This window comes from Bacillus sp. SRL337 (genome assembly GCF_984799155.1).
Genome location: NZ_OZ481793.1, coordinates 2,300,106 through 2,313,353, shown reverse-complemented (window position 1 = coordinate 2,313,353; position 13,248 = coordinate 2,300,106). Strand labels below are relative to the sequence as shown.

Annotated in this window: 20 protein-coding genes; 19 read left to right on the top strand and 1 reads right to left on the bottom strand. The window is 40.9% G+C overall.

The window, feature by feature from the left end; genetic code table 11:
* Positions 1-62 precede the first annotated feature (62 nt).
* The 15 genes from AC4E8A_RS11635 (at position 63) to AC4E8A_RS11565 (ending at position 9,248) form a co-directional block, all read left to right on the top strand.
* Positions 63-674 carry a hypothetical protein gene (locus AC4E8A_RS11635; protein WP_490198696.1) on the top strand — a complete coding sequence of 204 codons (612 nt, stop codon included), beginning with the start codon at positions 63-65 and terminating at the stop codon, positions 672-674.
* A gap of 78 nt (positions 675-752) precedes the next feature.
* Positions 753-1,199, top strand: coding sequence for an HIT family protein (locus AC4E8A_RS11630; RefSeq protein ID WP_490198695.1), 447 nt, complete (start codon positions 753-755; stop codon positions 1,197-1,199).
* 1 nt (position 1,200) lies between these two features.
* A complete protein-coding gene (locus tag AC4E8A_RS11625; RefSeq protein WP_490198694.1) occupies positions 1,201-2,010 on the top strand; it encodes a PP2C family serine/threonine-protein phosphatase in 810 nt (269 codons plus the stop codon).
* Positions 2,011-2,383: 373 nt separating this feature from the next.
* On the top strand, positions 2,384-2,758 hold the full coding sequence (locus tag AC4E8A_RS11620; RefSeq protein WP_490198693.1) for a VOC family protein: 375 nt from the start codon (positions 2,384-2,386) through the stop codon (positions 2,756-2,758).
* Between the two features lie 198 nt (positions 2,759-2,956).
* Positions 2,957-3,493 carry a thiol-disulfide oxidoreductase ResA gene (gene resA, locus AC4E8A_RS11615; protein ID WP_490198692.1) on the top strand — a complete coding sequence of 179 codons (537 nt, stop codon included), beginning with the start codon at positions 2,957-2,959 and terminating at the stop codon, positions 3,491-3,493.
* Positions 3,494-3,549: 56 nt separating this feature from the next.
* Positions 3,550-4,038: a hypothetical protein gene (locus AC4E8A_RS11610; RefSeq protein WP_490198690.1), complete on the top strand. Its 489-nt coding sequence runs from the start codon at positions 3,550-3,552 to the stop codon at positions 4,036-4,038.
* Between the two features lie 361 nt (positions 4,039-4,399).
* Positions 4,400-4,729, top strand: coding sequence for a PadR family transcriptional regulator (locus tag AC4E8A_RS11605; protein WP_490198689.1), 330 nt, complete (start codon positions 4,400-4,402; stop codon positions 4,727-4,729).
* A 2-nt stretch (positions 4,730-4,731) separates the two neighbouring features.
* On the top strand, positions 4,732-5,484 hold the full coding sequence (locus tag AC4E8A_RS11600; RefSeq protein WP_490198851.1) for an HAAS domain-containing protein: 753 nt from the start codon (positions 4,732-4,734) through the stop codon (positions 5,482-5,484).
* Positions 5,485-5,618: 134 nt separating this feature from the next.
* Positions 5,619-5,762 carry a hypothetical protein gene (locus AC4E8A_RS11595; protein ID WP_490198688.1) on the top strand — a complete coding sequence of 48 codons (144 nt, stop codon included), beginning with the start codon at positions 5,619-5,621 and terminating at the stop codon, positions 5,760-5,762.
* Between the two features lie 185 nt (positions 5,763-5,947).
* Positions 5,948-6,151, top strand: coding sequence for a helix-turn-helix transcriptional regulator (locus AC4E8A_RS11590; RefSeq protein ID WP_490198687.1), 204 nt, complete (start codon positions 5,948-5,950; stop codon positions 6,149-6,151).
* A gap of 1 nt (position 6,152) precedes the next feature.
* Positions 6,153-6,578 carry a hypothetical protein gene (locus AC4E8A_RS11585; protein ID WP_490198685.1) on the top strand — a complete coding sequence of 142 codons (426 nt, stop codon included), beginning with the start codon at positions 6,153-6,155 and terminating at the stop codon, positions 6,576-6,578.
* An 11-nt stretch (positions 6,579-6,589) separates the two neighbouring features.
* Positions 6,590-7,414 (top strand): hypothetical protein, encoded by an 825-nt coding sequence (locus tag AC4E8A_RS11580; RefSeq protein WP_490198683.1) that lies wholly within the window; start codon positions 6,590-6,592, stop codon positions 7,412-7,414.
* 22 nt (positions 7,415-7,436) lie between these two features.
* Positions 7,437-7,934: a GNAT family N-acetyltransferase gene (locus AC4E8A_RS11575; RefSeq protein WP_490198682.1), complete on the top strand. Its 498-nt coding sequence runs from the start codon at positions 7,437-7,439 to the stop codon at positions 7,932-7,934.
* Positions 7,935-8,509: 575 nt separating this feature from the next.
* Positions 8,510-8,917: a hypothetical protein gene (locus tag AC4E8A_RS11570; protein ID WP_490198680.1), complete on the top strand. Its 408-nt coding sequence runs from the start codon at positions 8,510-8,512 to the stop codon at positions 8,915-8,917.
* Between the two features lie 64 nt (positions 8,918-8,981).
* Positions 8,982-9,248, top strand: coding sequence for a hypothetical protein (locus tag AC4E8A_RS11565; RefSeq protein ID WP_490198679.1), 267 nt, complete (start codon positions 8,982-8,984; stop codon positions 9,246-9,248).
* Positions 9,249-9,302: 54 nt separating this feature from the next.
* Here the strand turns inward: AC4E8A_RS11565 and AC4E8A_RS11560 are convergent, their stop codons facing one another.
* The gene (locus tag AC4E8A_RS11560) at positions 9,303-9,521 is read right to left on the bottom strand and encodes a hypothetical protein (RefSeq protein ID WP_490198677.1); all 219 of its coding nucleotides are present in this window, start codon (positions 9,519-9,521) and stop codon (positions 9,303-9,305) included.
* A 197-nt stretch (positions 9,522-9,718) separates the two neighbouring features.
* On the opposite strand from AC4E8A_RS11560, the gene AC4E8A_RS11555 reads away from it, so the two are divergent.
* The 4 genes from AC4E8A_RS11555 (at position 9,719) to AC4E8A_RS11540 (ending at position 13,236) form a co-directional block, all read left to right on the top strand.
* Positions 9,719-10,480: a serine hydrolase gene (locus tag AC4E8A_RS11555; RefSeq protein WP_490198675.1), complete on the top strand. Its 762-nt coding sequence runs from the start codon at positions 9,719-9,721 to the stop codon at positions 10,478-10,480.
* A 5-nt stretch (positions 10,481-10,485) separates the two neighbouring features.
* Positions 10,486-11,415: a zinc-dependent alcohol dehydrogenase gene (locus AC4E8A_RS11550; RefSeq protein WP_490198674.1), complete on the top strand. Its 930-nt coding sequence runs from the start codon at positions 10,486-10,488 to the stop codon at positions 11,413-11,415.
* Between the two features lie 832 nt (positions 11,416-12,247).
* Positions 12,248-12,667: a nucleotidyltransferase domain-containing protein gene (locus tag AC4E8A_RS11545; protein WP_490198672.1), complete on the top strand. Its 420-nt coding sequence runs from the start codon at positions 12,248-12,250 to the stop codon at positions 12,665-12,667.
* 44 nt (positions 12,668-12,711) lie between these two features.
* Entirely contained in the window at positions 12,712-13,236 is a 525-nt protein-coding gene (locus AC4E8A_RS11540; protein ID WP_490198671.1) for a hypothetical protein, read from the top strand.
* Positions 13,237-13,248 lie beyond the last annotated feature (12 nt).

Genomic DNA, 13,248 nt, shown 5'->3' with positions numbered 1-13,248 from the left:
CGTTCGGGAATAATGGTAAAATATTGGTATTGAAACCTAAATCTCAAAGGGGGAGGGTTTGTGTGCTGAAAAAACCTCATTTATTGTTTGGAATAATCATCATCCTTTTTTGTGGGGGTTGCTCTGCAAAGCAAGATCTTCCTGTCATCTCCAAAAGTACCGATTCCGTATACGAAAAAACCTTTACTGACTTATCATTAGGAATGCTTTTCGATTTTGACTTTCATGTCCCTCATGCAGATAAAAGATGGGTAACCGTTTGGGTCGAATGGTACAGTGAGGGAGTAAAAGAGCCGGATCCGTTAACACAGCTATCCTATGGAAACAGCCCTGAGGAAGAAGAGGACGGAAACCTGGGATTTGGTATGATCAATCCAAATGAAGAGGACTCAATGGTATTTCTCTATGGACCAGGTGTCAAATCCCTGCCAGAACGAGTGAGTAATAAATTTAAGCAAGATATGGTAACTTCCGGTGAGTATGCCATCGGAGACGATGAAGTTGAATTGAAATTAGGAGAGACGAAGGTTTTGGCTGCCTACATAGGGACTACAGGTGACTCTATAAGGACCATTGATTTTCAAGATGAGGATTCCATCGAGTACCTCATTGAAAATTATGATACTGTCCTTTTACTGAAAATCAAAGTGGAAGAAAAAGAAGCAGAATTCTAACAGAAGGGCTTGGACAGATCCCTGTCTGATTCTGCATACAGGGACGGGGAATCCGTTCATCAGAAGGGGGATTTTACTATGAATGAACGTTGTTTTATATGTGACAAGCACGCAGGGGCAATCAATACTTCAGGCGTGAAAATTTATGAGGATGAATACGTGTATGTCGGTCATATCGATAGAAACGGGAAGCCCAATTATTTGGGTCATATCATGATCGATTTGAAAAGGCACGCTCCGTCACTTGCCGATATGACAACCGAAGAAGCACAAGCTTTTGGCGTAATCATGTCCAGGGTCAGCAAGGCTCTGAAGGAGTCTGAAAACGCTGAGCATATTTATTCCCTTGTGTCAGGGAATTCCGTGCCGCATCTTCATATGCATATTGTCGCAAGGTATCCAGGTACACCCCAAGAACATTGGGGACCAATGGAAGTATATGATTGGAAGGATGCTCCAATAGGCGGGGATCAGGAAGTCGCCCATCTTTGCAACCGTCTAAAAGCAATCTTGGAGAATCATTGAAATGACAAAAGGCATTCATGAAATCAGCTGGAGTGGAAACCAAAATAGTTTCGTAGATACGATCTGCATCGAGAAGATCAACCATATTTCCCTGGGACGATTCGGGGGAAATTCTGCTGCCGGTCAGTATAAGAATGAGGATGGCTGCCTGATTTGGACGGATGAAAAAGAAGCTTTCGAGTTTGCAGTGATCTTAGATGCCCATAAATCTGCCGATAGTGCCGAACTGGTCATTCAGCAATTCAACACAAAAAAAACGGAGATCCTCGCCATGTTATCTCTTTCTGCAGAAGAAACACTGCTGAAGATCGAGAACATCATTCTGAATTTATTTCAGGAAGAGGAATTTCTCTCAGCATGCCGGGACGTCAAAGGTGAAACGGCTTGTCTTATCGCTTTACGAAAAGATAAGTATTTGTGGTGGTTCTCAATCGGAGACTGTATCGCTCATCTTTTTCATCCGGAACTCGACGGGCTTGGTCAATATCAACTCAACCAAAGGCAGTTTTTCGAATGGATAGGAGAAGTGAATACATTTGAACAAATGGTTCCTTGTTACAGCAGCGGTAAACGGGAACTCAGAAAGGGGCTTAACCGCATCCTTTTGACCACCGATGGGCTGGTTGAGTGTGCCAATGAACCTTTTTCCACCCCTGAACAGATATATGAAACTGTGAATGGTCTTCCCATTGAAGATGGGATAAAGACATTACTGGAAACCATCCAAGAAAATAATGTCAGGGACAGCACCACCATTATTTCGTGGGAGGTTCATGTGACCCAAGAAGCGGTTCAACCCAGTGATCTATAACGGATAGGGGAGGAGGAATTCATATCAATCGCAAACGCCGAATCCTGCAGTGGCTGGGATTCACTGTAGTCATATTGATTCTATTAGTAACGATATTGTCAGGTGTAACCGACATCTCTCAGAATCTATCTGAAAACACACTGAATATCCTAAAATGGTCAGGGCTCACTATTGGTCTTGTTTTTGTTTTCCTTTCTTATTTGTTCCCTGAAGAAAAATAAGAGATCAATACGATATAAGTAGCCTTATTCAGTCAATGAAAGTAGTGGCTGTAGAAGTGAAGGATACCATCTTTCCTGTTCTTGATGTACACCTTTCTATAGTGGGTTTTGCTCGTTCTCTTCGTTATAAAAAACAAAAGGAGGGGATACTTTTGAAAAGTCCCATTGTGAACCAACTCAATACGATCTTTGTCCATGTGAGTGATTTGAAAAGGTCTGTGCAGTGGTATTCAAGACTGCTTGGCCAGGAGTATGATTTAGAAATGGTGGTTGATCCGGTCCACAATATCGTGCTCAATCATCACACAGGTTTAACATTGGATGCAGGGCCGGCAGGTGTGGCAAAGAGCGTAAAGCCTGGTGAATATCCTCTATTTAATTTCCACACTGAAGAGATTGAATCAGCATTTTCCTTTGTTGTAAAAATGGGCTGCCAGGTTGCTTCCATGATTACCATTTTCGATGATTTCTCTTTTTTTACAGTCAGGGATCCGGATGGCCATGTAATTATGATTTGCACGGGGTAAGGGGAGTAGTTGAGCCAGGCTCAAATCGTTCTCGGGTTTGAGTCAGGAACCCTGAACGGTTTTGATCTCTTAACCGATTTCTGTGTACCAATATCGTCATAAAATTCACTGAAAATGGCATCTAGGGTAGTTATAATATAAAGCAAGGGAAGGAAGAAATACCCATTTTCATTTGTGGTTATAGGGAAGGAAATGATTATGAAGAAAAAGAACCGTTTCATTATGAGAACTTCAATTCTCTTAATTCTTTTGTGTGCGGTGGGCTATACCCTGTATGCAAATCTATTTCATAAAGAAGAGAATCAAAGAGTCCAAGTGGGCGATGCGGCACCTGATTTTGCTCTCTCCACATTAAGTGGTGGTGATTTTCAGTTAAGCGATCACGAAGGAAAGGCAGTCCTGGTGAATTTTTGGGGAAGCTGGTGCGGTCCCTGTAAAAAGGAGATGCCAGCAATCCAGGAGGCTTATGAACACTATAAAGATAAAGATTTTGAAGTGGTCACCATCAATATCAAGGAATCAGAATTCACGGTGAATGAGTTTTTTGAACATAATAACCTATCCATTCCGGTAGTAATGGATAAAAATGGCGAAGTGTATGATCAATATGGCATATACAATCTCCCCGCTTCATTTTTTGTATCTCCGGACGGAAAGGTGAAAAGAATGGTTCAAGGGGAAATGAACCGGCAGGATATTGATAAATGGATTGAGGACGTTTTGCCGAAAAGTTAGCAAAAGGAAAAATAGCATGAGGGTTTCATGAAATTGATTTATGTAAGGGGAATGTTATGTTAGCAGCTGCTCTATTTTTGGGATGGGTTGGAATAGTGATTTTTCTTATTTTAGTTCTTTCTTTAAGAACATTAATACGGAACAATGAGTATGGATTTCTGCACATGTTAATGGCAGTGATGTATTCTATGTGGCTTCCTTTACCATTTTTTTTAATCAACTTGTTGAATCACGAAGCATTACCAGCTGGAATGAGTTTCGGAATACTTTATTTGATCATGATGGTCATGACAATGGCAATGCAAACGGGGCATATCGTTCATATTACAAAGGAAGAAAAAAATGCTGCAGCACAGGAAGAACGAAGTGATCATGTGATGGCAACCTTGTCCGGCCCCTTTGAACTTCTTGCAAATAGTTTCAAATGTATATGGGCATTCTTTTTAGCTCTAGCATTTTGGGATAATGACTTGCAGATATTCGCTGTCCTAATGTTTATATTTAGTTTGTTTATTTTTTATTTTTTTTATCATTTTGGTCAATAATAGTTTGATTAAACCGATAAAACTTTTCAAGAAAATCAAGGCTAATCCCTTCGTTTTTAATATAGAAACCTTATGTTTCTTTCTAACAATTATGGTTTATATCACTACACAACTATAACATCATATAGTCGGAGACCTTATAACTGGTCACCGGCTATTTTGGTTTACGCTGATTCCATGTGAAGTTTATTTTATTTAAAGCTCTCTAATAATCAGTTTAGATAATTCAGAACGCCACTTGATAAAACTTACTGGATATGGTAATTTTAAACTATATTGCTAAACAAGACAGTTGGTTTTATTTTTTTATTCAACTATATTGTAAAACAATATAGTTTCCTGTTCAGAGGGGGTCGCTTATTTGTCATCAAGTCAGATACTCAAAGGCATTTTGGAAGGTTGTCTTCTTTCCATCATTTCTAAAGGGGAGACCTATGGATATGAAATGATGGAGAAGTTGTATGGCTATGGATTCACAATGGTAAGGGAGGGCAGTATTTATCCGTTGTTATTGCGCATGAAGAAAGAAGGGCTGGTGAGAACAAGCCAGAAACAGCTGCCGTCTGGCGGTCCAAAACGGAAATACTATGCGCTAACGGATAAAGGAAGGGAAGAATTAAGTGAATTTAAAGAGAGATGGAATGCTGTCTCAAAAAGTGTCCATCATGTACTGGAGGAGGAAAAGGGTTGAAGGTGTCCAAACAAAGTGAGGAGTTTTTGAATAACCTGAGGCTTTATTTGTTTTCAAGCGGAAAAAATGAAGAAGAGATTGAAGACCTCATTGGGGAACTGGAAGATCACCTGTCTGAAGCAGAGTCTCAAGGGAAAAGTGTAGAAGACATCATAGGGCGATCACCGAAAGAGTATATGGAACAGATTGCTCAAGAAATGCCCTTTGATGCTTTAGGCTGGATGAAGTATCTACCGGTCATTATGATGGGGGCGCTATCCTATATTGTTCTGGGAGATGCTTTGCGCGGGGAACTTCACTATTCATTGCTAGAATTGATTGGTTATCCCGTTATTTTAGTCCTGTTTATACTGCTGATCTCCGTATCATTCAAGTACGTAGCAGCAACTTCTTCCCAGTTCAAACATTGGCTCGTTTTCGGTTTATTGGGTGCTTTCCCCTTAAGTTTATTTATAGGATTGTTTTTTCTTAACAGAAGTATTGAGACGGAAACAATTACCTTTGGGACAGCAGGTCATATAGCTGCCATGATTGTCACCATCTCGCTATTTATAGGGATTTCGATATGGACGAAGACATGGATTCCCATCATTTTACCGGTCCTTTTGTTTCTTCCGGAATTCATGATCAACAAAACTAATTTTGATGAGGCAACCAAACTGACCGTGTCGGCAGTAGTCTCACCTGTATTATTTGCTGCCTTCTTTTTGTATCTGGTTAGGATTGAAAAAGCAAAACCATGTGAAAATGGATAGTAAAGGTTCTTGTATTTATCAAATCCACTGTCCAATTATCTGACAAATTGATCATTCAATCGGTTTTTAGCGTATAATAGAACTATGACATGGAAGTTATATGACAAAAATAGAAAGAAAAGGAGGAATCAGCTATGATTTGGACCTTTGTTTTCATGATTGTCGTCTTCGGGATTTTAGGCTTCTTGATGAATTTCTTATCCGTTAGAAAACAAAGCAGCGAAAAAATCACCCAGGAAGAAGAAAGAGCCAAAAACAACTTCTGGTGGGGCGGATAAAACCATATTTGCTGATCAGCGCGGTCCTAATGGGATCGTGTTTTTTTCTTTGTCAATAAATAACAACAAAATTAACAAAAAATACAAATTTTAGTGAAAATTCCATAAATGGAGTAAAGAATCCTATACATAATGCAATGGATACCTTACATTTAAGATATCAACTAAAAAGGAGATAAATGGGAATGCTGTATAATTCTGTTCGGGAGTTAAGAGCACGTTTTCGTCTCACCCAACAAGATCTCGCCGATAAAGTCGGTGTTACCCGCCAGACAATCGGTTTGATTGAAAAGGGTGACTATTCACCATCTATTACGCTTGCCTTAAAAATCTCACATATATTTGGCGTTCCTGTTGAGAAAGTTTTTCGTCTGGAAGGAGAGAGTTGATTTGTTAAAGAAAATGTATCAATCCCAGTGGTTCAATTCAGTCCTGATTTTGTGCTTTGGACTGATCATGGTTGGAGAGTATTATTCCACACACATTCCAACCTGGTTGATTATCGATCCGATGGTTTTGGGCATACCGATCCTGATCATCCTGGCAGTCATCCCTTTTTATAATAGAAGGAACCCGCAAAACCCGGTAAAGCCGAGTATCATACCAATGGAGCTGCGGGAGGAAGATGAAGGCATGCAGTGGATCACGTTCAAAGCGACTCGAAAAGTGTACATCTTTTATGCATTTGCGATTCCGTTGGCTATCGCGTTAACAGCCTATCTGAACCGCATCCCGTATTTTCCTATCCTTCTTCTCGTAGTGATGGGAGTAGCACAGTACCTCATTTATTGGTTTCAATTGAAGAAATATAAATAGAGAGGACTGGTTTGGATATGGATACACAGTTCATCATTTCTATCGGCCTATTAATCACACTTTTTGAAGTATTTGCAGTCATCCTGTTTGTAAAATATAAACGGGGCACTATCGATGAAAATCCATATGTCACGATTGTAAAAAAAGAATGGCTGATTCTCTTTTATGCATTTTTCAGATGGAAAAGAAGGGAAAACGACACAGAAATCCAAACGTATCACTATCATACAGGATCTCTCTATTTCTGGTTATTCCTTGCCCTTCTCCATGAGCAGGTCATCGAAGGCATTGTATTTCATATTTATCTAAAAGAAGTCGATCCTCTCAGAGCAGATATCCTTTTGGTTCTCCATGTGTACAGCATCCTGTATATGCTCGGGGATTATAATCTCGTCCGGAATAGCCCAATCAAAATAGTGAAAAATAGAATCATTATGAAAATCGGAGTCAGGAGGTCGTTAACGTTTCTGGCAGAGGATGTTGAAACCATTCAGCATTCCAAAACAAACTACCATAAAAGCGGCGGGATGGTCCATGAGAAAAATGTCTTTCATGTCGCAGCGCTTCCAAGGGTCCTTACCAGGATCTTCGGTGTCACTGATGAGTTGAAATATGAAATCATCTTCAAACAACCTTTGGAGGCAAATGGGTACTTCGGCCAAAAGAAGCTCGTGAATAAAGCACTCATTTACATGGATGATCCTCAACCGTTTATCGACGCTTTGCAGGCAGTAAGGGAAGAAGATCAAAAAGCAGATGAGATGGACGTTGAGATGATTTCTACAGCATTTAAAAGTAACAACAGTACCATTGATATCATTGGAAATAGTAAATAAAACAGATAGGGAGGAAACGGATATGTTCATAAGAGAAATAGAGGTTGAGGATGCGGAAAATTTTATTAATCTAATAAAAGAAGTCGAACGTCACTCGGATTTTATGCTGATGGGAGCAGGCGAAAGGAAAACCACTCCAGAACAACAGCAAAGGCAATTGGAGCGAATCAAAAAACAGCCGAACTCAACCATTTTCGTTGCGGAAGATGGAGGGGAATTGCTGGGGTATTTAATCGCAATGGGAGGCACCGTTCAGAAAAACAAACACTCTGCATATTTGGTGATCGGCATACTGCAGGATCACCGTGGACAAGGCATCGGTAGTCAGTTGTTTGAACATGTGATGAAATGGGCTGGACTACATAACATCACACGGCTCGAACTAACGGCTGTTACTGAAAACAAAGCGGGTGTCGCGCTCTACATAAAAAACGGTTTCGAAATTGAAGGGACCAAAAGGAACTCGCTAATCATCCATGGCAAATACGTTGATGAGTATTACATGGCGAAGTTGTTGTAGCTCATTATAAATGGAGGGGGTATTTCATATGAACATAAATCAAGTCGTGATCAATAACCTGTTGCTCAAATTTGCTGAAATAAAAAATAGAATGACAGCAGCCATCGACCAACTGAGTGACGAAGACAGCAATTGGCGGTCCAAATGAAGAAAGCAACAGTATAGCGAACCTGGTCCTCCATATTGATGGAAATATACTTCAGAGAGTTGAGGGTGGAACTTGGGTTTTGGTCGATTAACCGAAAGAATGCACCAAATCTCAATGCCCCCGCCGAAAATTTGGTATATTAGTCCAAGGATTGCACCAAATTTTGTGTAACTTGCTTGGAGTTTGGTCGATTAATCGAAAGAATGAACCAAATCATGGAAATCATTGTACGAAATTGGTGCATTAGTCACATGAATGCACCAGACCTCCATCCCACCCCCGATGTTTAGGTCTATTAGTCCGAGGATTGCATCAACTCGAATGGGATTCTCAAGAATTTAGTCGTTCACCGAAAGAATGTTCCAACTCTGTCCCAAACCAACCGAAACTTTTTATTACCGGCAATCGTCAACATTATAAGGTGGCGATGAACGATGATGAACAAGGAACGGCTAAGAACAATCAATTGGTTCATTTTCGGGATTGTTTTCATTCTGGGACTCATCGTAATTTCTCAAGCGTTTCAGGAATTAACTATTTTGCTAACTCGCCGGCAGGAGAGGATGCCCAGTCGCGAAAGGATTTTCGCTGGGATTCTGCTTCTACTGTATTATTGGTTATTCTGCTTTCCTTGACTACATTGCTTTTGCTGCTATGGAAGCGAATCTTTCCGTTTAATGTCCCCGTTGCTTTGATCCTTCTTGGCTTTTATAATTTGCTGTTTTTTATGACATTTGCGACTGGATGGGTGGGGCTGGCTGGTGTATTGGGGCTTGCTGCCGCTGTGTTCATCGGTATGATCATGATCATTGCGTACACCATCTACCTTTGGTGAAAAATGAAGGAAAGGATGTGGTACTATCCAGACTCTCGAAAAGAGAAATAATAAAGCATCATACTTGGCATTCGGGCTTTGCCTTCTCGCTTTGATTTTATTATTGCCATCCTATATTGATGAAATGAAGTTGGAAAAATCGGTCGAACAGGATCTGAGTGAAAGGCTGGATACCGACACCTTTGAAATCCATTTCATCGAGAAGCTGAATGAGGGAGGGAAGGTCCTTGTCAGTTACAGGCTGGAAGGGAAAGACACCACCTATTTGAACGGTTATCTGTGGAAAGAGGGAGAACTGACTATTGACTTTTCCAGAACCGTAGAAGATTAGTTTGATTCAAAACAGGCCAACCAGTTGAGATGGCTTTCCAAAAAACTTTAAGCATTATTGGAAAACCCGTTCGGCATCCACTGTGATGGTCAGTTCTTTTCCTCTCAATGCTCCATCTCCCGCGTACCATTTTTGAGTAGTCAGACCTTTCTCAATGCCGGCAGCAATATTGTTGATTGCCAGGATGGAGGTGCTGAAGCATGCCAAGATCTGACAGCAAGCCACCATTGATAATTGATTTGTTTGATATACATCCCCAGCAGGCCTGGCCATTCGTTCGCATTGGGAATTGGCCGATCGCAGTACATCTCATAACAAACTGCAGTTCCTCGCTAGCCATTCCATCACAGTTTCTATTTTTTTCGCAGATTGTGAATAAAAGACTTGTTCCATCACTGTTTTCAACAATTACAGAGACCATTGATCGAATAGGTACATAGAATTTAAAAATGAGAGGAGCACGTAGCAAATTGGAAAAGGCATGGAATATACTTAGAGAAATAGAACAGGAAAAGGCAGGTCTCGTCGTTTACTCGACTGGTAAAGCGGAGGTGATCGGGTCGATGAATGGAGAGATGATCACTCCTCTTGCTTCGGCTGCCAAAGCAGCGGTTGGATTTGCGATCCCACGATTGGTAGAGAAAGGAGGATTAACCTGGGATGATGTGGTAGAGAATATTTCATTTAATCCGGCTGAGGACAGTCAAGAACTGTATCCGCATCTTCAGGACAGAAGCTCATTGTCATTGAGGGAAGCGGTTGAAGTCATGATTGCCTGTCATGACAGTCAAGTTGCCAAGAGTGTAGTGAATCACTGCGGCGGCTGGAACAAGGTCAATGGATGCATCCAGGAATTATACCCTGCCATCCACGTGACGGAAAATCCGAGAGATCCTGAAAATAAGGGCAGGCTGGATGATATACATCAATTAATAATCGATATCTTCATGAACTATAAAAAGAACCCGATGATGTGGTCACCCATTATCAATGGGTTGGTAAGGCAGCAAGGGGGTGCAGAGGGAATTCCCGATTATCATCTTAACCATATGACCGGTGGATTGGAGAATGCGGTTGTCGATATTGTTTTGGGGAATTTCAACGATCATCCATGGATCTATGCCTTCGCAGCTGTTAATTTACCAGATAGGTCGACTCATACACTGGCAGATCTCATGATTCTTGATGCCTTGAACCTCTTATATACAGAACAAAAAGAAAAAAAGGAATGAGATATATGATCCAACAATCATTGATTTTGACGGGAAAGCAGAAATTAGAGTGGAAAACGAATGATCTGAGAGAACTGGAAACCGATGAAATCCTTATCAGGACAATTGCCGGAGCGATCAGTATCGGAGCTGAACTGCCTCAATACCGCGAAAGTGATGTGACCGACACTAATCCTGTTTATCCACGAGAAACAGGTTACGAAAGCTATGGAGAAGTCATCGAGGCAGGAAGTGCTGTTACAGACATGAAAACAGGGGACCATGTGCTCGCTTTCTACAGCCATAAAAATGTCGGTATCGTGAAAGCCGCCAAAGCGGTGAAGGTTCCGATCTCCTTAGACTACCAGTATGCATTGCTTAACACGCTTTCCTGTGATGCCGGTAAAGGTGTGATGAAACTAAATCCAAAACCGAGTGAAAAAGTTCTGGTATCCGGTGCTGGTACTATTGGGTTGCTGACTGTTCACTTTCTACGAAACTATATGAAGGTGGCGCATGTTGATGTGCTGGAGCCTGATGAGAGGAGAAGGAACCTGGCATCTGTTTTTGGTGCGGAAACAGCCTATTCCGAAGCCAAACAAGTCCCTTCGGCATATTATGATTATGGACTGGAATGTTCTGCAAGCAAAGTGGCCTTTCTAACCCAGTTAAAAGCGTTGACCCCCCATTCGGAACTATGCATTTTATCCGATGGCAACAAGGATCTTTTTTACCTGAATGAGGACTTTTATAGAAAAGAATTAAGAATCGTCGGTTCGAGTGATGGCTTGGACTACCGCAAGCATGCTGAGTGGTTTTTTGAGGAATGTGTGAGGGCTCCCTATTTATCCGGGATCTTTGACCATCAAATTACGTCCAATGAATTGATAGATTGTTTTGAGAGGCTTAGTAAAAAGGATATTAATCCTGTAAAGGTGCTTGTGAAGTATTCTTAATGAAAGGTTTTTTTCGTAAACTTTGTTGCTGTTTGAATCGAAAGATAGTGGAGTAATGATTCGGAAAAACCCCTGTTTAGCAAGAGAGAAAAGATCATCTCTCTTCGTTCAGAGCGAAAAACGTAGTATGCAGGGAAAAATCCAGCTTTTGGGATTTTTTTCCGGAAGCAACAATATATTCGAAAACAGCCTAATGAAAAGGAACAAGTTTGGTTACAAACCATGTCGTTTGTCGATAACCACTGGTTATAAAACCGTACTGATATAGGATTTTTGAAACTTTTCATCCTGAAAACCGTAATACATATATAACAGAAATTTCAAACAAGGATGATGAAATATGGGAAACCATAAAAATAGCAAAGACAACACCGGGTTGGGAATTGGTATGGGACTTGCACTTGTGCAGGGATTGGAGCGGCAATGGACAATATTCCAATGGGAGTAGCCATCGGGCTAGCATTAGGGCTGCGTTTGGCAGGACGAAGAAAAAATAAGAAGAACTGGTGATGGAGTTGCCTGCAGAGATGGTTTGTTCTGAATTCTATAAATCTATGGAAGAATAAACGAGAGGGAAAATAATGGCACAGCAAATAGCTGGCACTCTCTCACTCTTTGGCTTAACTTAACAGGAATCTGAAACATTCGAAGGGTGTCCTGTTCCCTCTTTTGCCAAAATAAAAGAGAAACAATCAAACCTCAAGTGCTGCGATTGGGGACCTGCTTCCGGGGAAACGGACTGCCATTAACACAAAGCCCCCATATTATTGACGGATTATTTAATTCTAAGCACTTTAGCTTGAACTAAATGGAGTTACGGAGGAAATGATAGGTGTCTATAAAAGAAAAAGCCATTGATCTTTTATGTTGTTTCAAGAGCTGGTCTGAAACTCAAGATACCATTCTGGCTGCGGCCATTGTCGGTTCTTTCGCCAGCGATGACTATCACGAAGGTTCGGATGTTGACTTGGTCATCATTACAAAAGATAAAAAAGCAGTGATGGAGGCTGTTTTTTCAGACTTCAACTATGAATCTGTATGCAGTCACCAAGTCGAGGAATGGGGACCTTTTCTGTCCTCTCTGCGGATTTTTTATCAAAGTGGATTGGAAATCGAGTATGGTGTCTCAACCACCGATTGGATCAGGGCACCATTGGATAGCGGAACCAAAGAAGTGGTTAAAGAAGGGTTTCGTATCCTGTTAGATAAGGACCAGTATTTTAGAGAAATCATTCAGTTTTTAGAAGAGTAGTATCTCAAACTGACATTATATTTTTCCGTTGGGAGATTCTTAATATGAAAATGAAACACTTCTGTTGTTTAGTTGTTTTGCTAATTTGTCATGTACTATCAGCCTGCAGTTCGGATCCCGATTTTGAGGTGTATGAAGGTGGATCATTGACCATAGCCGTTGTAGGCGAACCACCGGTCGTTGAAGAAGAGCAGGTGACATTCAGTGAAATATCGTTTGATGAATTAAGCAATGATCTTTCGCGTTCGTATGATGCAGTCATTGTAACAGAAGATAATCTTCAAAAGGCATCCGAGAGTCATTTCGCGGATGTGTATTTAGACTCTCATATTCCATATTTCTTCCTTTCTGCAAAAAGTCATATACCGTTCACTTTAGAAACGGAGACGTACTCTGAAGCTTGGAAATGGAGTAAAGGCACCAGCTATGCGGTTGGTATTCTGCCATCTAAACAAGATGAATCGTTAAAGTCTTGGGGATTCAGCTTGTACAATGATGAAAAAAAAGATGAGTACATCAACTCGTTGTATTCAAGGATTTTTGAGATCGTGGAAGAGCAAAGTGCTTAGGAGGGAGGCACG

Excerpts from the sequence above, each read along its gene's own strand:
- AC4E8A_RS11630 (WP_490198695.1), top strand. The coding sequence starts at position 753 with ATGAATGAACGTTGTTTTATATGTGACAAGCACGCAGGGGCAATCAAT.
- AC4E8A_RS11625 (WP_490198694.1), top strand. The coding sequence starts at position 1,201 with ATGACAAAAGGCATTCATGAAATCAGCTGGAGTGGAAACCAAAATAGT.
- resA (WP_490198692.1), top strand. The coding sequence starts at position 2,957 with ATGAAGAAAAAGAACCGTTTCATTATGAGAACTTCAATTCTCTTAATT.
- AC4E8A_RS11610 (WP_490198690.1), top strand. The coding sequence starts at position 3,550 with ATGTTAGCAGCTGCTCTATTTTTGGGATGGGTTGGAATAGTGATTTTT.
- AC4E8A_RS11595 (WP_490198688.1), top strand. The coding sequence starts at position 5,619 with ATGATTTGGACCTTTGTTTTCATGATTGTCGTCTTCGGGATTTTAGGC.
- AC4E8A_RS11590 (WP_490198687.1), top strand. The coding sequence starts at position 5,948 with ATGCTGTATAATTCTGTTCGGGAGTTAAGAGCACGTTTTCGTCTCACC.
- AC4E8A_RS11575 (WP_490198682.1), top strand. The coding sequence starts at position 7,437 with ATGTTCATAAGAGAAATAGAGGTTGAGGATGCGGAAAATTTTATTAAT.
- AC4E8A_RS11570 (WP_490198680.1), top strand. The coding sequence starts at position 8,510 with ATGAACGATGATGAACAAGGAACGGCTAAGAACAATCAATTGGTTCAT.
- AC4E8A_RS11560 (WP_490198677.1), bottom strand. The coding sequence starts at position 9,521 with ATGGCCAGGCCTGCTGGGGATGTATATCAAACAAATCAATTATCAATG.
- AC4E8A_RS11550 (WP_490198674.1), top strand. The coding sequence starts at position 10,486 with ATGATCCAACAATCATTGATTTTGACGGGAAAGCAGAAATTAGAGTGG.
- AC4E8A_RS11540 (WP_490198671.1), top strand. The coding sequence starts at position 12,712 with ATGAAAATGAAACACTTCTGTTGTTTAGTTGTTTTGCTAATTTGTCAT.